The following is a 17,491-nucleotide window of genomic DNA, read 5'->3' as shown; positions in this document are numbered from 1 at the left end:
AGCGTTCTCTCGCATACTCGCAGCATGAGCACTCGAACGCCCGCCTCATCAGCCTCACCGCCGCCTCTCGGCCCGTCGACGCTTCAGCTGCACCCGAAGCATCCGCTGCTCTGGCGCGCAGGTGGGCGGTTGCAGGTCGGTCTGCAGCAGCCTGTCGTCTTCGACGACACGACTCCCGGCATCGAGTCGCTTCTCATCGCACTGCAGGGCGGTGTGACCGACGACGAGCTGCACCGACTGGGCGCGCAGGGCGGGCTGACGCCGGCATCCGTCGAAGGTCTGCTCACGCAGCTCGGTGAGCGCTGCCAGCGCACCCCGCAGCCGCTGAGCCTGCACCGACTGTGGAGTGTGCGCCCCTCGCACACGCTCTCCGAGCACCATCGCGCAGGCGAACGCGTTCGGCGAGCGCAGGTCGCCGTGACCGGGCATGGGTCGCTGCCTGCGGCCGTTCTGCGCACCCTGGCCGCGAGCGGCTGCACGTCGCTGCGCCATCTGCCCGACCCCGCGGTGCCGTACGGGCTCGACGGCTCGCCGCACCCGGCCGACCGATGCCGCGAGCTGCCCGCTGAGTCGGCGCTGCGCCAGCCGGTCTCGCCTGGCGCGTGGCACGAGCACGACGTGCAGATCGCCGATCTCTACGGCTGTGCGATCATGAACGGCGGCGACTCCCGCGACGATCTGACGATCATCTGCGGCTACGGCCCGCCGCATCCCGCACAGTGGACGCCTCTGCTGCGCGACGATCGCGTGCATCTGAGCGTGTGGGCCACCGCAACGGGCGCCATCGTCGTCGGGCCTCTGGTCGTGCCGGGCCAGACGGGCTGTCTCGGCTGCGTGCATCAGCACGCTCGCGATCAGATCGATGACTGGGCGCTCCTCTGTGATCAGATGTGGCGACGTGCACGCCTCGCCCCGCTGGCCACTGATGTCGCACTGGCCACTTCGCTGGCAGTGCGCTGCGTCCTCGATGCTCTGACGGCCGCTCCGAACCTGCTCTCTCAGGTCTGGAACCGACGCGTAGTGGTGCACGACGGGCAGACACGGCTGCTGCCGCACGAACCGCATCCGCGATGCCTCTGCCGTGATCAGCCCTTCGACGAGACGCTCAGCGCTCCGAGAGAAACCTCGACGGCCTGACCACGCGACCGGCCACACGTTCGGGATACGACAGGTGCAGTGTGCGGCGCGCTCTCGTGACCGCGACGTACAGCAGTCGCCGCTCTTCGTCGATCTGCGCAGCGTCGGTGCCGCCGCCGAACGGCAGGTAGTCGTCGGTCAGACCCACGACATGCACGTGGTCCCATTCCAAGCCCTTGGCGGCGTGAATCGTCGAGATCATGACCGTCTCGGTGGGCGGCGGATGCTTCTGCTCACGCCGTTCGATCAGCTCACGATTGAAGACTGCCAGCTGCGTTCGCTCGCCGGCGTCGACGCAGAGACGACGAATCGCGTCGAGCGACTCCCACCGCTCGCGCACGGCACCGGCCTGCGACGGCGGCTCTGCCTTCCAGCCGGCTTCGCCGATCGCTTTGAGCACGGCCGGCAACGCGAGCGCTTCGGGCGTCGAGGCCGCGGCCACCCCGATCAGCAGCATGGTGTCGACCACCTCGCGACGCGCGAAGAACGGGGTGGCGCTGCGCAGCCTGTAGGGCACTCCGGCGTCAGCGAGCGCCTGCTCGTAGCGGGCGGTCTGCCCGTTGACGCGCATCAGCACCGCGATCTCGCCCGGGCTCTCGCCTGAGGCGATCTGCGCACGGATGCGGGCTGCGACCAGTGTGGCCTCCTGCGACTCGTCTGAGGCGCTGTTGAGCATCGGTGTCGGCCCGGCGGTCGGCGAGTGCAGCTGCACGGCCCCGGGTCTGCCGGCCATGATGCGGTTGGCCAGCGCCACGATCGGTGCAGTCGAGCGATAGTTGCGGCTCATCTCGATCGACGTCGTGCCGGCGAACTCGTTCTCGAAGTCGAGCAGGTAGCGCGGATCGGCCCCGGAGAACGAGTAGATCGTCTGGCTGGGGTCTCCCACCACGCACAAATCCCGGCGCCGTCCCATCCATTCGCGCAGCAGGTCGTGCTGCACGGGCGAGACGTCCTGGTACTCGTCGACGACGAAGAAGCGGTACTGATCGCGCACTTCGTCGGCGACGACCGGCTCCTGGCGCAGCATCCCGGTCATCGCCAAAAGCACGTCTTCGAAGTCGATGCTGCGGCGCTGCTCTTTCAGCCGTTCGTACCGCATCATGATCGCCGCGACCTGCTCGTCGGCGAGACCGTCCACTCCGGCGTGGTCGCTCAGCAGATATCGTTCGACCGTCAGCGACCGAACTTTGCGCCACTCGATCTGCGACGAGAGGTCACGCAGTCGAGCGGTGTCGATGCTCTCGATGCCGCAGGCCGCCGCCGCCTCGGCGATCACCGGTGCCTTGGAGGTCAGCAGGTTCGGAAGTCTGGTGCCCAGCACCCGAGGCCAGAAGTGTCTCAGCTGCGCGAGGGCGGCGGCGTGAAAGGTACGGGCGGCGACCGGAGGCAGACCGAGTCGCTGCAGACGCAGCCGCATCTCGGCCGCTGCACGACTGGTGAAGGTGAGCGCGAGCACTGAGCTCGGCTGATAGATCTGCTGCTGAATGCCCCAGGCGATGCGATGCGTGATGGCCCGCGTCTTGCCGGTGCCTGCGCCAGCGAGCACGCGCACCGGCCCCGTGAGCGCCTCGGCGACCGTCCGCTGCTGCACGTCGAGCCCGCCGAGCAGGTCGTTGTGCGTGGCGGTCGCTGGTGACGGCATCCTCGTCCTCTACTCTGGTCACATGAGTCGGTCCCCTCTCACATTAGCTGCACTCGCCGCTTCGGCACTTCCCGGCCTCGAGGTCACGTCGGTCGCGATGCACACCGCCGGCACCACCGGTGACTACGACTCTGCCGTAGTGGCCGACGGCCAGAACCGGCACTTCATCATCCGAGTGCCAAACTCCCCGACCGCCTACCGTCATCTCGAAGAGGAGCTGAAGTCGCTCAGCGCCCTCAGCGCAGGCATCCGCACCCGGCTGCCCTTCCAGGTACCCAGCGAGGCTGGTCGCGTCGAGTTCTCCGGAACGGCCGCGCTGATCTACACGTACATTCCGGGCGTGCTCATCGACATCGCCGACCTCAACCGCGACTCCCCGACCACCGCATCCCTCGGCCGCGCGCTGGCAGCGCTGCACACGCTGCCCACCGGCTTCGTCGACGACTACGGGCTGCCGCATGAGCATCCAGAAGTCGTTCGGGAACGCTCGCGAACGATCATCGTGCGCGCCGAGAAGACGCGCTTGGCGCCGCGCGCGCTGCTCGACCGCTGGCTTGCGGCGATCGATGACGACGGCCTGTGGGAGTTCGAGCCGACCGTGGTACATGGCGAGCTCGACGACCAGGCGGTGCTGATCGAGGCCGACGAGGTCTCAGGCGTGCTGAACTGGGGCGGGCTGCGCATCTCAGACCCGGCCCTCGACTTCTCATGGCTGATGCACTCGGCTGTGCTTCAGGCGGTCGATGCGGTCTTCGACGCCTATGGGTCGGCCCGCGGCGAGGGTGCGCTCAAGTCGCTGCGCCGGCGCGCCACGCTCTATGCCGAGCTGCAGGTGGCCAAGTGGCTGCTGCACGGAGTCGACAGCGAAGACGCCAAGATCACCGAAGACGCCAAGCACATGCTGCAGGATCTGGCCGACCTGGTCGACGGCAACTACCGCCTGCTGCTGACCGACCCGATCTTCGAAGCCGAGCGCCCGACGGCGGATGCCGGACCAGGCACGCCTGACGACTTCCGTGCCGAGCGAGGTACGGACAGCACGGAGCACTCCGGTGATCGTTCTGATTCTGCGGAGCAGCCGAAGGAACCGATCGTGGTGACCGAGCCGATCGAGATCGTCGTCGAAGAGGAGACCGACGAGGTCGTCGTTGCCGAAGTCATCGAAGACGACGCAGAAGACCCGGACGCAGGCGACCGCGCTGAGGCCGACGCCGACGAGACGGACGGCGACGACTCGCACCGTGCTGCGGCGAACGAGGAGAACGCCACGATCGTCGAAGACGACGCGCCGGAGTCTCCCGCCACACGCGCCTGACCGGCACGAACCGCAGCTGGCACGGCGCCTGCCGCGGCATCACGAGGCGATGGTCGCCCACCGTTCGGCGAGCTCGTCAGCCGTGAAGAAACGTGACGGTGCGATCTCCCGGTCGTCTGCGACGTAGTAGAACCGTGCCGAGACATCGGCCACGTCGACGCCGGCATGCTGAGCCCAGGCCAGACGGTAGAGCGCCAGCTGAATCTGTCGCTCTTCGAGTTCGCCCGCGGTCTGCGGGGCCCGGCCGGTCTTCCAGTCGACGACTTCGTAGCCCTCGTCGGTGCGGAACACCGCGTCGAGTTTGCAGACGGTCTGCACGTCGCCCAGCGGCAGACGGATCTGCGTCTCGACGGCGACTGGCTGAGCGGTCGCCCACCTGCTGCGTTCGAACGTCTCTTGCAGCCGTGCGAGCTGCGCGCTCGCCTGTTCGTCGAGCACCGTGGGCGCGGTGCCGGGGCGTTCCTCGGGATCGAGCCCGTCGGCGCGGAGGCGGCCCTGCTCGTCGAAGGCTGACGTCGGCTGCAGATCATCGAAGAGAGACTCCGTCGTAAGCGAGAACTCCTGGTCGCTGACCCGGTAGCGCCGTTCGACCCATTCGTGAAAGAGTGTGCCGACGCGGGTCTCGCGGTGCGGTTCGGTGGGCATCGGTCGATACAGCTGTGCCGCGACGGCCACGGGGTCGGTGAGGAACTCGTGCATGCGCGATGCGGCGACGCGACTCGGCAGTTCGATGCTGAGCCCACGGCCGGCATCGGCACGTTCTTTCAGCAGCGCTTCGATCGGCACCTTCCAACCGCCGATGTCAGGCCACGTGGCAGGATCGGCGCCCAGCGCTGCGGCGTCGGGCGCCGATTCCACGGCTCCGACGGCCGCCGCAGCAGCAGCGACCGATGCTCGGCGTGCGCCGAGCGGATCCTGTGGCCATGGAAACTGGTCGACACCGTGGTCGACCGGTTCGGGCTGCCCCGTGAATTCTTCCGAGAAATCGGTCAGCACGCGGCGTTCGACCAGCTCGCTGAGAAAGACGCTCGGCGTGCGCGCTCCAGCTCGCTCGGCCCGGTAGGCGGAGCAGGAGAGCAGCAGGTCGTCGCGTCCGCGGGTGAATGCGACGTAGGCGATACGGCGTTCTTCGTCGAGATGACGACGCTTCTCGTGTTGGCCGAACGCCTCGAGCGTCTCACCGAACTCAGCGGCATCGGCCGCGGTGCGCCAGGCCAGCTCGGGCAGATCGAGGCGGTCACCGCGAAACTCGTAGGGCAGCTCACCGGCTGACAGCCATCCCTTGGTCGAAGTCAGGCGTGCGGGCATTTCACCTTGGACGAGCCGCGGAACCGCGACGTGATCCCATTCCAGCCCCTTGGCCGCATGCACCGTCAGCAGCTGCACGACGCCTTGCTGCGCTTGGGCCCCTTCACTCGAAAGACGCTCTCGACGTTCGACCTGGGCGATCCAAGAGAGGAACCCGCCGAGGGTGCTGGCCGGAGCACTGTGCATGTATTCGCTCGCCTTCGCGAGCAGCGCATCCAGATTCTGCATCGGTCGGCGCAGGCTCTCGTTGGCTCGCAGCTCGACGTCGATGCCCAGACGTTCGATGACCAGTCGCATGAACTCGGTGAGCGGCAGGTGCGCCTGACTGCGCAGCGAGCGCAGCAGCGCACCCGCGTCATGCAGCCGATGCACACCTGCTCGCGAGAACCCGGCGCGGGTGATGAGACGCTCGACGCGAGGCCCTCCGGAGACCATCAGATCGAGGGCGTCGACCAGCGTGGCGTGGTCGTCTCGGGCGACCGACTGCCTGAGCCGTTCGCGCACTGCCGGGGCCAGCTTCTGCAGATCGGCGTCATAGCTCGCCAGCTGTCTGGCGAGGCTGCCGAGCGCCTGTAGGTCGGCGGGGCCGACCCGCCACCTGGCACCGGCCAGCAGTCGCACCAATGAGTTGTCGGCGTCGGCGCTGTGCACGACGCGCAGTGCACTGAGCAGGTCGACGACCTCGGTCGCTTCGAGCACGCCGGCGAAGCCCACGATCTCGTGCGGCACTCCGGCTCGGGCCAGCGCCTGCGCGAAGACCGGCATCAGCGCACGCGCGCGAAACAGCACCGCTCCGGTGGACGTGTCGGACATGCGATCGCGCATCCAGGCAGCGACCGCATCTGCCTCAGCCTCGAGATCGGCCGACACCGACACCTGCACCGCCCCGTCTGGGGCTCCCGACCGTGACTGCAGCCGCACCACGGGCACCGACGAATCGGCACCGGCATCGGCGACCAAGGCATTGGCGACGTCGAGGATGCTTCGGCTGTTGCGCCAGCTCGTCGCCAGCTCGAAGTTCGCCGGAGCACCCTCGGTGCCGAAGTCGCGGTGAAAGCCCTCGAGATTCTCACTGCTCGCTCCGCGCCAGCCGTAGATCGACTGGTTCGGGTCACCGACGGCCATGACCCGCTGTCCATGAAAGAGCGTGCTGAGCAGCCGGGTCTGCGATACCGACGTGTCTTGGTATTCGTCGAGCAGCACGGCGTCGAACTGCTGCCGATACGGCTCGGCCGCGCTCGGGTCACGCCTGATCGCTTCGAGCGCCAGAGCGACCTGGTCGGCGTACTCGATGAGCCCGCGTTCGCGCTTGCGCCGCTGGTACTCGACCGCGAGCGGCACCAGCGTCTGCAGACTCTGCACCGCCGAGACGCTGTCGGTGACCTCTTTGCCCGGCCCAGGCTTGCGAGCGCGCGGTTTGGGCGGCAGTTCGGTGAGCCTGGCGAACTCCTGCGCGAAGCGAAGCACGTCATCTGGCTCGGCGTTGTTGTCGATCATGGCATGTGTGAGAGTGAGCAGCATCTCGGCGACTCGGGTCGGCGACTTGCCGAGTTCGTAGAGCGACTCTTCATCGTCAGAGGCGAGCACGACCTCGTGGGCCAGCCCCCAGGCGCCGGCCTCAGTGAGCAGCGTCGAGTCGGGCTCACGACCGATGCGCAGGGCGTTGTCCTGAAAGAGCATGTTGGCGAACGAGTTGTAGGTCGACACAGACGGCGGCTCGCTCAGGTCGACCGAGTCGACCAGTCCGGAGCGCACGAGGGCCCGCAGCGCCCCGTCGATGCGCGACGACAGCTCGCTGGCGGCCTTGCGGGTGAATGTGAGTCCGAGCACCTGATCTGGAGAGACCACCCCGTTGGCCACCAGCCAGACCACACGACGCGACATCGTCTCGGTCTTGCCCGCACCTGCGCCGGCAATCACCAGTGCAGGCTGGTCGCCCTCGTGCTCGATGACCCGACGCTGCTCCTCAGTCGGCGGAAAGATGCCGACGGCCTCAGCGATGCGAGCCGCGCTGATTCGCTGCGTCATTGTGCCTCCTGAATGTGCTGCACCGGCTGTCGAGCCGGCATCGTGGTCTCGCCGAGCGTGTGGATGTGTGTGGTCGCCGCGCTGCCGTCTCCCTGTTTCGTGCGGGCGAGGTCGGCCCAGAACTCACTGCCGGCCATCCCCCGAGCGAGTTGGTCGACCAGGGTACGTGCGTTGGCGAGCTGCTGCGCGTCGAGGGCCGCCTGCACGAGCGGCTTGTAGCTCTTGCGGTCTCCGCCGACGAAGACGAGCATCGCCTGCTGCAGCTTCGAGGCGTCGACTCCGTTGACCGCTCCGGCGGCCACAGCGACCTGATAGGCCAGCAGCTGCAGGTTCTCGGCCACCTCGGCCTCTTTGAAAGGCTTGCCGGTCTTGAGATCGATGATGCGGACGGCCCCGTCTGGCAGCTGTTCGATGCGGTCGACGGTTCCGACGATCTCAGCGATGCCGCACTCGGCGGTGAACCCCTCTTCGAGGGCGATCGCCCGCGCCCCGATCTTGTCGGCGTCGAGCATGTACGAGCGCATGTTGCGCAGCCGATTGGTGACGTCGTCGAGCATCATGCGCGACTGCCATGGCGTCTCGAAGTCGAGCTCGCCCCACCGTGAGCGCACCTGGCCGACCAGACGGTCGAGATCACGGTGGTGCTCTTCTTCGGCCTTCTGAAAGGCCTCGTGTATCAGCGTGCCGATGCCGGTGGACATTCCGCCGCTGTCGACCCCGATGTGCCCGAGGAACCAGGCGAGCGGATCGTTCTGGAACATCTGCAGCGACGAGGGAGAGACGCGCACCAGAGGCCCTTCGACGGCTTCTGCCGCTGTCGCTGCGACCGCCTTCTGACTCCCGCTGCTGTCGACAGTCTCGTCTGCGGGCGGAGCGTCGAGGTCGCCGGCGAACGGATCGAGCTCGGTGAGCGGCTCGGTCGTGCTCAGGTCGGCCAGCCCGGACCATTCGGTCGGAGATGCTCCGCGCACATCGGCGTGCGCGAGCACGACCAGCGCCCGAGCGGCGATCTGGTCGTCCGGATGCTCGTTGAGTCGGCGTCTGAGCGTGCCGACCACGCCGCGCAGGGTGTACCAGCCGTACTCTTCGCCTTCGGCCGGTTCAGTGCTGACGATGTCGTCGAGCATTCTGAGCATCATGCTCGGCGCGTTGTCTTCGTCGATCACCGTGGTCAGCAGCACATGCGAGCGCGCACGGCTCAGTGCCTGCACGAACATGCGCAGCTCGTCGTGCAGCACCTCTCGACGGCGGTCGACGTCGTGCTGACCGCGCACCGTCTCGACGAGGTGTTCGGCGCCGAGCAGCGTATTGCGCTGACGGGTGTTCGGCCAGGCACCGTCTTGCAGCCCCATCACCACGACTGTGTCGAACTCGAGGCCGATCGTCGCTGACGCCGACCCCAGAAACACGGCGTCACGACGCCCCGTGTGGGCGAGCGAGTCTTCGGGCACGCTCTGCTGCAGCTGCTGTTCGACGAACTCGCCGGCATCGGCTTCGGGAAAGCGTTCGACATGACGCTGTGCCGAGGCGAAGAGCGCGACGACGGCGTCGAGTCTGCGGTTCGCATCGACGGCGGCGACCCCGCCGCTGAGCGCCTGTTCGCGCCACTCGTCGGCGACCCCGGCACTCTGCCAGGCCAGCCAGAGCAGCTCGACCGCCGGAGCCTGACGCTCGTTGCCGTGTGCGATCTCGCTCAGCAGGGCGGCGAGCCGGTCGACTTGTGCGATTGCCCCAGCCAGCGGCCCGGCGTGCGGCAGCCCGGTGCCGCCGCGCACGGCGTCGACGAGCAGTGCGGAGGCGCGCCGCGCGCCGCCCCCGGCCAGTTCGTGTTCGCGCAGCGCACGCCGCACACGCCGGAGGTGCACGCCGTCGAGCCCGCCGAGCGGTCCGGTCAGCAGTTCGGTGACGACCTGCTCGTCGAGTTCGCGCAGCCCGCAGCCGACCTCGACGGTGCGCAGCAGATCGAGGTTCACTGCCTCGTCGCGCAGCGCTCCCGAGACGCCCGAGAGCGAGACCGGAACGCCTGCTGCCGCGAGCTGCCGCGAGAGCTGCTCAAGCTCGCCTGACGATCGCGTCACGATCGCCATCTGCGCCCAAGGCAGATGCTCTTCGAGATGTCGCCGGCGCAGCACTCCGGCCACGCCGGTGATCTCGTCGCTCGACGTCGCAAACGATTTCGCCGCGATTCTTCCGGCACCTTGGCCTGCAGACTTCGTGTTCGCCTCAGTCGTCGGCGCTGACCCGGCGTCAGTCTGGCGCTCGGCAGTCTCGATTTCTTCGACAGCCTCTGGGCTTTGGGCAGCTTCTGGGTTCTGGGCAGTCGATGGTCGTTCGACCGCGGTCTGCAGCGCCCGGCGCTGTTCGCCGGCGGATGCCGTACCGATGTGCTGCATGATCTCGCTGACGGCATGGGCAAGCTGGCCGTGCAGCCGATGGCTCTTCTCGAGCACGACCTGCTCGGCACGCACGCCGATCTCGTCGTGCAGACGTGCGACGAGATCGGGGCGACCACCGCGGAACCCGTTGGTCGCCTGATCGGGATCGCCGAAGGTCACCAGCCGTGCGCCACGCTGCACGAGTGGCCGGAGCAGCCCGATCAGCGCGGCAGTGCTCTCTTGGAGGTCGTCGACGAGTACGAGTCGTAGACCCCCGAGCTCTGCAGGCGGGTGGTCGGCCAGCACCTCGGCCGCTGCTGAGACGAGTTCGCTGGAGTCATAGGCCGTCGCGGTCTCTTCGATCGCCTTCTTCACGGCGAGGTACTCGTCGAAGAGCTGAGCACCGGCCGCCCATTCGGCACGGTTCGTCGTCTGCCCGAGCTCTGCCAGGCCCTGTGGGGTCACTGCGTATTCATGCGCACGGCCGAAGAGCTCTCGCAGCTCGGTGCGGAACCCGCGCAGCTCGCGCACTTCAGGCCCGATCACCGGCGGCCAGGGCAGTGCCCCGCCTGCGACATCCGCCGTCTCATGGCCCTGCAACAGCTCTTGCAGCAGGCGATCCTGCTCACCACCGGTCAGCAGACGTGGCGGCGTCTGGCCGTGCGCCAGCGCCACCGCGCGCAGCACTTCAAAGGCGAGCGACGCCGCCGTGCGCACGAGCGAGCTCGCCGACACGTCGCGCAGCCCGGCGTCGATCAGCGTCGACAGCGATGCCGCAGACTGCCTCGACGAGGCGATCACCAAGATCTGCTCAGGGCGCACGCCCAGGTCGAGGGCGTCGAGCACCGTGGCGGCGAGCGCGGTCGTCTTTCCTGTTCCCGGGGCGCCCAGCACACGAAGATGGCTCTGCTGTGACCGCTCGATCACCTGCAGCTGCGACGCGTCGAGCACAGATCGGTCGAGCACCCGGTCTGGCGCGGAGGCACTGGTGGTGAATCTGATCTCGGGCATGTCTCAACGGTACGACACCCCTCCGACACGACTCATGAGAGCTCTGCGCGGATGCCATGCGGATTTGTGCGCCGAGAGCGGAAATGGCCGCGGAGAGGTCTGACTCCGTCGGCCCCGTGATCGGAGGTGACCTAGACTGAGACCCGCATGTCGTCGTCTTGAGACTGCTCGATATGAGCGTTTCGCAGACCAGAGTGAGGAGTCCCTATGGAGGTCAGAATCGGTGTTCGACAGAGCGCTCGTGAGCTCAGCTTCGAATCGGCTCAGAAGCCGGAAGAGGTGACCGATGCGGTCAGCACGGCCATCGCCGATGAGCACGGCGTGCTCAAACTGATCGATGACAAGGGGCGCCTCTTCGTCGTGCCCTCAGCCGGCATCGCCTACGTCGAGGTCGGCCCGCAGGAGACCCGCCGCGTCGGCTTCGTCTCCTGACGAGGCAGCATCCCGAGCAGCTGAGGCTGCGGGCTCCCCGACCTGACAAGAGACGCGAAAACGCTAGGCGGTGAGCCCGAGCCTCTCCATGCGCGCCGTGTGACCCGCGATGAGGTCGGCGTGCACCGCCTCGATCTGCGAGATCACCTGCTGCACTTCGTCATCGCGATGCAGCGACGTGTCACGCAGCGCACGCAGCACCGGATCCGGCAGCACCATGAGCGCGCGGCACCACAGCAGCGAATCGCCCACCAGGCGACGCCCCCACATCGCCAGCCGATCGGCAAGCCAGTCCGTTCGCTCGATCTCCTGTGCGAGCACTGCAAGCGCAGCATCCGCTTCAGCGCGCTCAGCGACCGGCCAGCGCAGGCCCGTGCGCAGTTTCGCACCCTTGCCGAGCCGTGCCACGAAGTCGTCGGCGAACCCGTCAACCAGATAGACGGCGAGCACCGCCTCCTGCCACAGGTTCGGGCTGAGCCGGGACCACAGTTCGTCAGAGTCGGCCTGATGCACCTGCACGCCACCGAAGGCCAGCTCGCTGTCTCCCTGGCCGAACGCACCTCGATAGTGACGATGCCGAGTGAGCAGCTCTTCGGCGACCGAAGCGGTCTGTGCACGCAGGTCGGGCTGCTCGATGAGCGGCAGCACGCCGGTCAGATACTCGAACGCCGCCAGTTTGAAATAAGCGAGCGTGCCGACCAGCACCTCGGAGTCCGGGGCGAGAAAGTCGATGCGCACGTTCGTCGGGCGAGACGTGTGGGCAGACTCCGAGCGCGAACGAACACGCAGCTCGGTGCCCTTCTGGCGGCGACGAAAGAGTTTGAACACGCGCTTCATCGTACCCGCAGTCGGTGCAGCCCGATGGCAAACGGCCGCTGACCCGGTAGAATCGCGGTGATGCCTGATGACAGGCAGTGGAGATCAGCGCCTTGGGTGCCCGGTCGGTGACGCGACGCACACGTCGTTCCCGACCCGCGAGCACCGATCGGCGCGCAGATGAAAGAACACACGTGACCACCTTCAGAGAACTGAACATCGACGACACCATCGTCTCGGCCCTTGATGAGAAGGGCTTCGAATCGGCCTTCCCCATTCAGGAACAGGCCATCCCCCTCGCCCTCAAGGGCAACGACATCATCGGCCAGGCCAAGACCGGCACCGGCAAGACTCTGGGGTTCGGACTTCCCGTACTGCAGGAGCTCGGCGAGCACCCCGAAGACCATGTGCAGGCCCTCGTGGTCGTGCCCACCCGCGAGCTCGCACAGCAGGTGTACGAAGACCTGCTGTTCGCCGCCTCGCACCGCCCCGACGTCAAGATCGCCGCGATCTACGGCGGCAAGTCATATGACGATCAGATCGCCGCACTGAACGATGGCGCGCAGATCGTCGTCGGCACCCCCGGCCGCCTGCTCGACCTGAACCAGCAGCACATTCTGCAGCTGGGCCGGGTGCGCTTCGTGGTGCTCGACGAAGCCGACAAGATGCTCGACCTGGGCTTCCTGCCCGACGTCGAGCGCATCTTCTCGAAGCTGCCCGACGTGCGCCAGACCATGCTGTTCTCGGCGACCATGCCGGGAGCGATCGTCTCACTGAGCCGCCGCTTCATGACGCACCCCATCCATGTGCAGGTCGTCGATCCTGACGAAGGCCTCACCCAGGCCAACATCGACCACTTCGTCTACCGCGCGCATCCGCTCGACAAAGACGAGATCATCGGTCGCATCCTGCAGGCCGAGGGCCGCGGACGCACCGTCATCTTCACCCGCACCAAGCGCGCGGCGAGCCGTCTGGCAGACGAGCTCGACGACCGAGGGTTCAAGGCCGTCGCCGTGCACGGCGACCTCAACCAGGATCAGCGCGAGCGCAACCTCAACAAGTTCCGCAACGGCGAGGCCGACGTGCTGGTCGCCACCGATGTTGCCGCTCGCGGCATCGACGTCGACGACGTCACCCATGTGATCAACCACAGCATCCCCGAAGACGAGAAAGACTATCTGCACCGCGTGGGCCGCACCGGCCGCGCCGGCAAGCATGGCATCGCGGTCACCTTCGTCGACTGGGAGGACGTCGCCCGCTGGGGCATGATCAACAAGGCCCTCGACTTCGGCCAGCCCGAGCCGACCGAGACATACTCGACGTCACCGCACCTGTTCAGCGACCTGAGCATTCCCGAAGACGCCACCGGTCGACTCAAGGCCTCGACGCGCAGCAACGAGCGTCACAGCTCGCGTGGCGGTCATGATCGCGGCGGGCGCGGCGGTCGCGACGGCCAGGCCTCGCATGACGGACGCCGTGGCGGACGCAGCGGCAATGGGCGCGGCCGCGAGCACGGAGACCGCGATCGGCGCCATGACGGGCAGCGCGATGCCCACCGTTCGAACGCCGGGCAGCAGGACGAGGCGAAGCAGGAGCAGACGGGCGCGACCACGAAGCCCCGTCGTCGTCGCCGTCGCCGCAGCCATGGTCAGAGCGGCGAAGCCGCACAGGGCAGCGGTCAGCAGACCGGCTCCTCAGCCGAATAGCCGAACCTGACCTGCACGCAGCGCGGGCGATTCGAAATGCACGATGGGTGTGTGCGTCTTCGGATCGCCCGCGTTTCTGCGCACCTCACCGTGGCACGTTCAGCGGCCTCATCGGTCGGGGGCAGGCGGGCGTCCGGGTCAGCGGGCGTCCGGTCAGCGGGCGTCCGAATCAGCGGGCGCGACCGCCCAACCCGGTCTCCTCGCCGGCGGCCGCCAGATCTCGACGCAGCTCCTTGGGCAGTGAGAACGTGAGGTCCTCTTCGTCGGTGCGCACCTCTTCGACGTCGTGCCAGCCGGCTTCGGCGAGCGCGGCCAGCACTTCGTCGACGAGCACGTCGGGCACTGAGGCACCCGAGGTGATGCCGATGGTGCGCACGCCGGCGAGCCATTCCGGCTCGATCTCATGTGCGAAGTCAATGCGGTGCGCGGTCCGAGCGCCGTGATCGAGAGCGACATCGACGAGCCGCATCGTGTTCGACGAGTTGGACGAGCCGACGACCAGCACGAGATCGGAGCGCGCCGCGATGTTCTTGATCGCAATCTGACGGTTCGACGTGGCGTAGCAGATGTCGTCGCTCGGTGGGCTGACCAGCTCGGGAAAGCGCTCGCGCAGCCGCTCGACCGTGCGCATGGTCTCGTCGACCGAGAGCGTGGTCTGGCTGAGCCAGACGGTCTTCGCCGGGTCACGCACAACCACTTTGTCGACCTCGCTGGGATCGTTCACGATCTGCACGTGATCGGGTGCCTCGCCTGAGGTGCCTTCGACCTCTTCGTGCCCGCGGTGGCCGATCAAGAGGATGTCGTAGTCCTGTTTCGCGTATCGCTTCGCCTCGCGATGCACTTTGGTGACGAGCGGGCACGTGGCGTCGATGGCCTGCAGCTCTCGTTCTTCGGCCTCGGCGACGACGCTCGGCGCGACGCCGTGGGCGCTGAAGACGACGTGGGCGCCGACGGGCACCTCGTCGAGTTCTTCGACGAAGACCGCCCCGTCTTGCTCGAGTTCTGCGACGACATGTCTGTTGTGCACGATCTGTTTGCGCACGTAGACGGGGGCGCCATAGATCTTGAGCGCTCTCTGCACAGCCACGACGGCGCGGTCGACTCCTGCACAGTATCCGCGTGGGGCTGCCAGCAGCACCCGTCGAGGGGGCAGACTGTCATCATCAGCGATCACCGGCAGCACCGGCGCTGCGCGGGGAACGCGTGGAGTCGGCACGAAGACGGGATCGTTCGCGGCTTCTGGTGTCACACCCCCATGATACGGTGCCACCGTTGCCGCAGCAGCTGACTGCGCGCTCGGCACGCGGCCAGCTGGCAGAGGAAGCGCGGCGGCTCGAGCTGCTGGCAGAGCGGCGGGCCGTGTGGGCAGAGCGGTCGGCCGTGTGGCGAACCAGACATGGTTCTGCCGCAGCGCGGACGACATGAGACAGGAGCACGATGAGCGAGCAGGTTCAGCACGACGGCCCAGCGACGGCCGACGCACCTTGGTCGGTCGCGCGAGTCGCGAAACAGCTCAAGGGCTACATCGACCGTCTCGGCGGCATCTGGGTCGAAGGCGAGATCACCCAGTGGAACGTGCGCGGCGGCAACGTCTTCGGCAAGCTCAAAGACCTCGAGCAGGACGCCACGTTCTCGTTCGCCATCTGGTCGTCGACCGCTCGACGCATCGATCTCGGCGAGTTCAGTCAGGGCGACCGCGTCGTCGGGCTCTTCACACCGAATTACTGGCCCAAGGGCGGCTCACTCACCTTCGTGACCTCACAGCTGCGCCATGCCGGGCTGGGCGAGCTGCTCGAACGGCTCGAACGCCTGCGCCGGCAGCTGGCCGCCGAAGGGCTCTTCTCAACCGACCGCAAGCGGCGCCTGCCGTTTCTGCCGGGCATGATCGGACTCATCACGGGAGCGAACTCAGACGCTGAGAAAGACGTGCTGCGCAACTCCGCCCTGCGCTGGCCGGCTGTGCGCTTCCGCACCATCCACACCGCCGTTCAAGGCGAACGCGTGCCTGACGAAGTCGTGGCCGCGATCCAGCAGCTCGATGCCGACCCTGAGGTCGAGGTCATCATCATCGCCCGCGGCGGCGGCGACTTTCAGCATCTGCTCGGCTTCAGCGACGAACGGGTGCTGCGCACAGCGGCCGCAGCACACACGCCGATCGTCAGCGCCATCGGCCACGAGAACGATCGCCCCCTGCTCGACGAAGTCGCTGATCTGCGTGCGTCGACCCCGACCGACGCCGCCAAGCGCGTGGTGCCAGACGTCTCTGACGAGCTGCTGCGCACCACGCAGGCGCGCACTCGGCTGCTGACCGCGATGAGTGGTCGTCTGCGCAACGACCACGAACGACTGGTGCAGCTGCGCAGCCGCCCGGTCATGCGCGACCCCGAGTGGATGCTGCACGAACGTGCCGAAGACGTCAATCGGCTGCGAGACCGGTCTTCGGAGCTCTTCGTTCGCACGCTCGAGCGCGGGCACAGTCAGATCGAGGCTCTGCGTGGGCACCTCGTCGCGCTGTCGCCTCTCGCCACGCTCAGGCGCGGGTACTCAATCGCCCGGCGTGATGACGGCACCGTGCTCACGAACGCGGCCGATGCGGCCGTCGGGCAGCAGATCATGGTGCTGTTCGCCGAAGGCGAGCTGCAGAGCACCGTCGACCAGATTTCAGACCATCATCTCGCCGCATCAGAGAGAAAGTAGACTGTCGATCATGGCTCACGACTACGCACAAGAGGTCGCCGACCTCTCATACGAGACCGCCCGCGACCAGTTGGCCGAGACGGTCAACCGTCTCGAGCAGGGCGGTGCGACACTCGAAGAGTCGCTCGAACTCTGGGAGCGCGGCACTGCCCTCGCCGACCGCTGCGAGCAGTGGCTGACCGGTGCCCGCCAGCGCCTCGAAGCCGCACAAGAGGCCTCTGCCGCCGGTCAGCAGAGCGCTGCAACAGCCGGTGCCGCTGAACCGGGAGCAGCCGGCCAAGACGCGACCGGCGCGCCCGCGACGACCCCAGGCGACGATGACGTCTTCTGATCAGACAGAGTCCACTGTTCCAGCAGCAACAACATCGATACAGTCCGGCGCAGGGGAGCCTCCGCGCGGCCCGGTGCCGTCGCAGGCCTCTGATTCGGCCAAGAAGCACCGCGCCCAGCAGACGCTGCGCAATCTGATTCTGGCGATCATCGCGTGCGTGGGAGTCCTCGTGCTGATGCTCGTCGTGGTGCCGCGAGACGACTCGCCGATGCACAATGCCGTCGACTACCAGGGCACGGCACAGGGCATCCAGCCGACCGTCGACTGGCGCCTCGCCGTTCCTGAGCCGGGCTCCGGTTGGCAGGCGAATCGTGCCGACATCGACCAGGAGCCGACGAACCAGCTGCAGGTGTGGACGATCGGATTCGTCACGCCGAAACACCAGTACATCCGTTTCGAGCAGGTCAAGGGCGCGAACCCGACCTGGGTCAGCCAAGACCTCGACGGCCGACGTCCGACCGGGCAGATCGACCTCTCCGGCCACACGTTCACCGTCTATGACCAGCGTGACTCCCCCGACTTTCAGAAGGGACAGAACAACTACGCGCTGACCACCGAGGTCTCGGGAACTACACTGATCTTCAACGGAACAGCCGATGACGACGAGTTCGCCCAGCTGATTGACGCGACTTTGACCTCGCTGAACAGCTGACCCCCGATCGGACGAACCGTCGCACACCGGCACGAAGGAGA

General features: G+C 67.3%; 12 protein-coding genes. 7 read left to right on the top strand and 5 right to left on the bottom strand.

The features are described 5' to 3' along the window. Nucleotides 1-24 precede the first annotated feature (24 nt). Nucleotides 25-1,137, top strand: a complete 1,113-nt coding sequence (locus tag F8O08_RS04810; RefSeq protein WP_158037277.1) for a hypothetical protein — start codon at nucleotides 25-27, stop codon at nucleotides 1,135-1,137. Here the strand turns inward: F8O08_RS04810 and F8O08_RS04805 are convergent. Beyond that, complete coding sequence (locus F8O08_RS04805) at nucleotides 1,106-2,779, bottom strand: ATP-dependent helicase (RefSeq protein WP_158037276.1); 1,674 nt, start codon at nucleotides 2,777-2,779, stop codon at nucleotides 1,106-1,108. The two genes, F8O08_RS04810 and F8O08_RS04805, sit on opposite strands and share 32 nt — an antisense overlap. Before the next feature lie 22 nt (nucleotides 2,780-2,801). Here F8O08_RS04805 and F8O08_RS04800 point away from each other — a divergent pair, with 22 nt between their 5' ends. Continuing rightward, nucleotides 2,802-4,094 (top strand): phosphotransferase, encoded by a 1,293-nt coding sequence (locus F8O08_RS04800; protein ID WP_192497719.1) that lies wholly within the window; start codon nucleotides 2,802-2,804, stop codon nucleotides 4,092-4,094. A gap of 39 nt (nucleotides 4,095-4,133) precedes the next feature. Here the strand turns inward: F8O08_RS04800 and F8O08_RS04795 are convergent, their stop codons facing one another. Beyond that, entirely contained in the window at nucleotides 4,134-7,430 is a 3,297-nt protein-coding gene (locus F8O08_RS04795; protein ID WP_158042728.1) for an ATP-dependent DNA helicase, read from the bottom strand. Continuing rightward, complete coding sequence (locus tag F8O08_RS04790; RefSeq protein WP_158042727.1) at nucleotides 7,427-10,816, bottom strand: ATP-dependent helicase; 3,390 nt, start codon at nucleotides 10,814-10,816, stop codon at nucleotides 7,427-7,429. The genes F8O08_RS04795 and F8O08_RS04790 overlap by 4 nt, the downstream gene beginning before the upstream one ends. A 207-nt stretch (nucleotides 10,817-11,023) precedes the next feature. Between F8O08_RS04790 and F8O08_RS04785 the strand changes: the two genes are divergently transcribed. Then, complete coding sequence (locus tag F8O08_RS04785; RefSeq protein ID WP_158032074.1) at nucleotides 11,024-11,248, top strand: DUF3107 domain-containing protein; 225 nt, start codon at nucleotides 11,024-11,026, stop codon at nucleotides 11,246-11,248. A gap of 63 nt (nucleotides 11,249-11,311) precedes the next feature. Here F8O08_RS04785 and F8O08_RS04780 read toward each other — a convergent pair whose 3' ends face one another. Next, nucleotides 11,312-12,076, bottom strand: coding sequence for a ferritin-like fold-containing protein (locus F8O08_RS04780; RefSeq protein ID WP_192497718.1), 765 nt, complete (start codon nucleotides 12,074-12,076; stop codon nucleotides 11,312-11,314). Between the two features lie 182 nt (nucleotides 12,077-12,258). On the opposite strand from F8O08_RS04780, the gene F8O08_RS04775 reads away from it, so the two are divergent. Then, on the top strand, nucleotides 12,259-13,770 hold the full coding sequence (locus tag F8O08_RS04775; protein ID WP_158037271.1) for a DEAD/DEAH box helicase: 1,512 nt from the start codon (nucleotides 12,259-12,261) through the stop codon (nucleotides 13,768-13,770). Between the two features lie 169 nt (nucleotides 13,771-13,939). Here the strand turns inward: F8O08_RS04775 and F8O08_RS04770 are convergent, their stop codons facing one another. Then, the gene (locus F8O08_RS04770) at nucleotides 13,940-14,953 is read right to left on the bottom strand and encodes a 4-hydroxy-3-methylbut-2-enyl diphosphate reductase (RefSeq protein ID WP_225733371.1); all 1,014 of its coding nucleotides are present in this window, start codon (nucleotides 14,951-14,953) and stop codon (nucleotides 13,940-13,942) included. A gap of 254 nt (nucleotides 14,954-15,207) precedes the next feature. Between F8O08_RS04770 and xseA the strand changes: the two genes are divergently transcribed. The 3 genes from xseA to F8O08_RS04755 are packed head-to-tail and all read left to right on the top strand — an operon-like array spanning nucleotide 15,208 to nucleotide 17,450. Further along, complete coding sequence (xseA, locus tag F8O08_RS04765; protein ID WP_158037269.1) at nucleotides 15,208-16,467, top strand: exodeoxyribonuclease VII large subunit; 1,260 nt, start codon at nucleotides 15,208-15,210, stop codon at nucleotides 16,465-16,467. 10 nt (nucleotides 16,468-16,477) lie between these two features. Beyond that, complete coding sequence (locus tag F8O08_RS04760; RefSeq protein WP_158037268.1) at nucleotides 16,478-16,798, top strand: exodeoxyribonuclease VII small subunit; 321 nt, start codon at nucleotides 16,478-16,480, stop codon at nucleotides 16,796-16,798. Next, nucleotides 16,785-17,450, top strand: a complete 666-nt coding sequence (locus tag F8O08_RS04755) for a DUF4245 domain-containing protein (protein ID WP_158042725.1) — start codon at nucleotides 16,785-16,787, stop codon at nucleotides 17,448-17,450. Before F8O08_RS04760 ends, F8O08_RS04755 begins: the two co-directional genes overlap by 14 nt. Nucleotides 17,451-17,491 lie beyond the last annotated feature (41 nt).

Source organism: Pseudoclavibacter sp. CFCC 13611 (assembly GCF_008831225.1).
In the GTDB taxonomy this organism is placed as follows: Bacteria; Actinomycetota; Actinomycetes; order Actinomycetales; family Microbacteriaceae; genus Pseudoclavibacter_A.
Note: the sequence above shows the minus strand (reverse complement) of the source record. Positions and strands in the feature narration are given on the sequence as shown.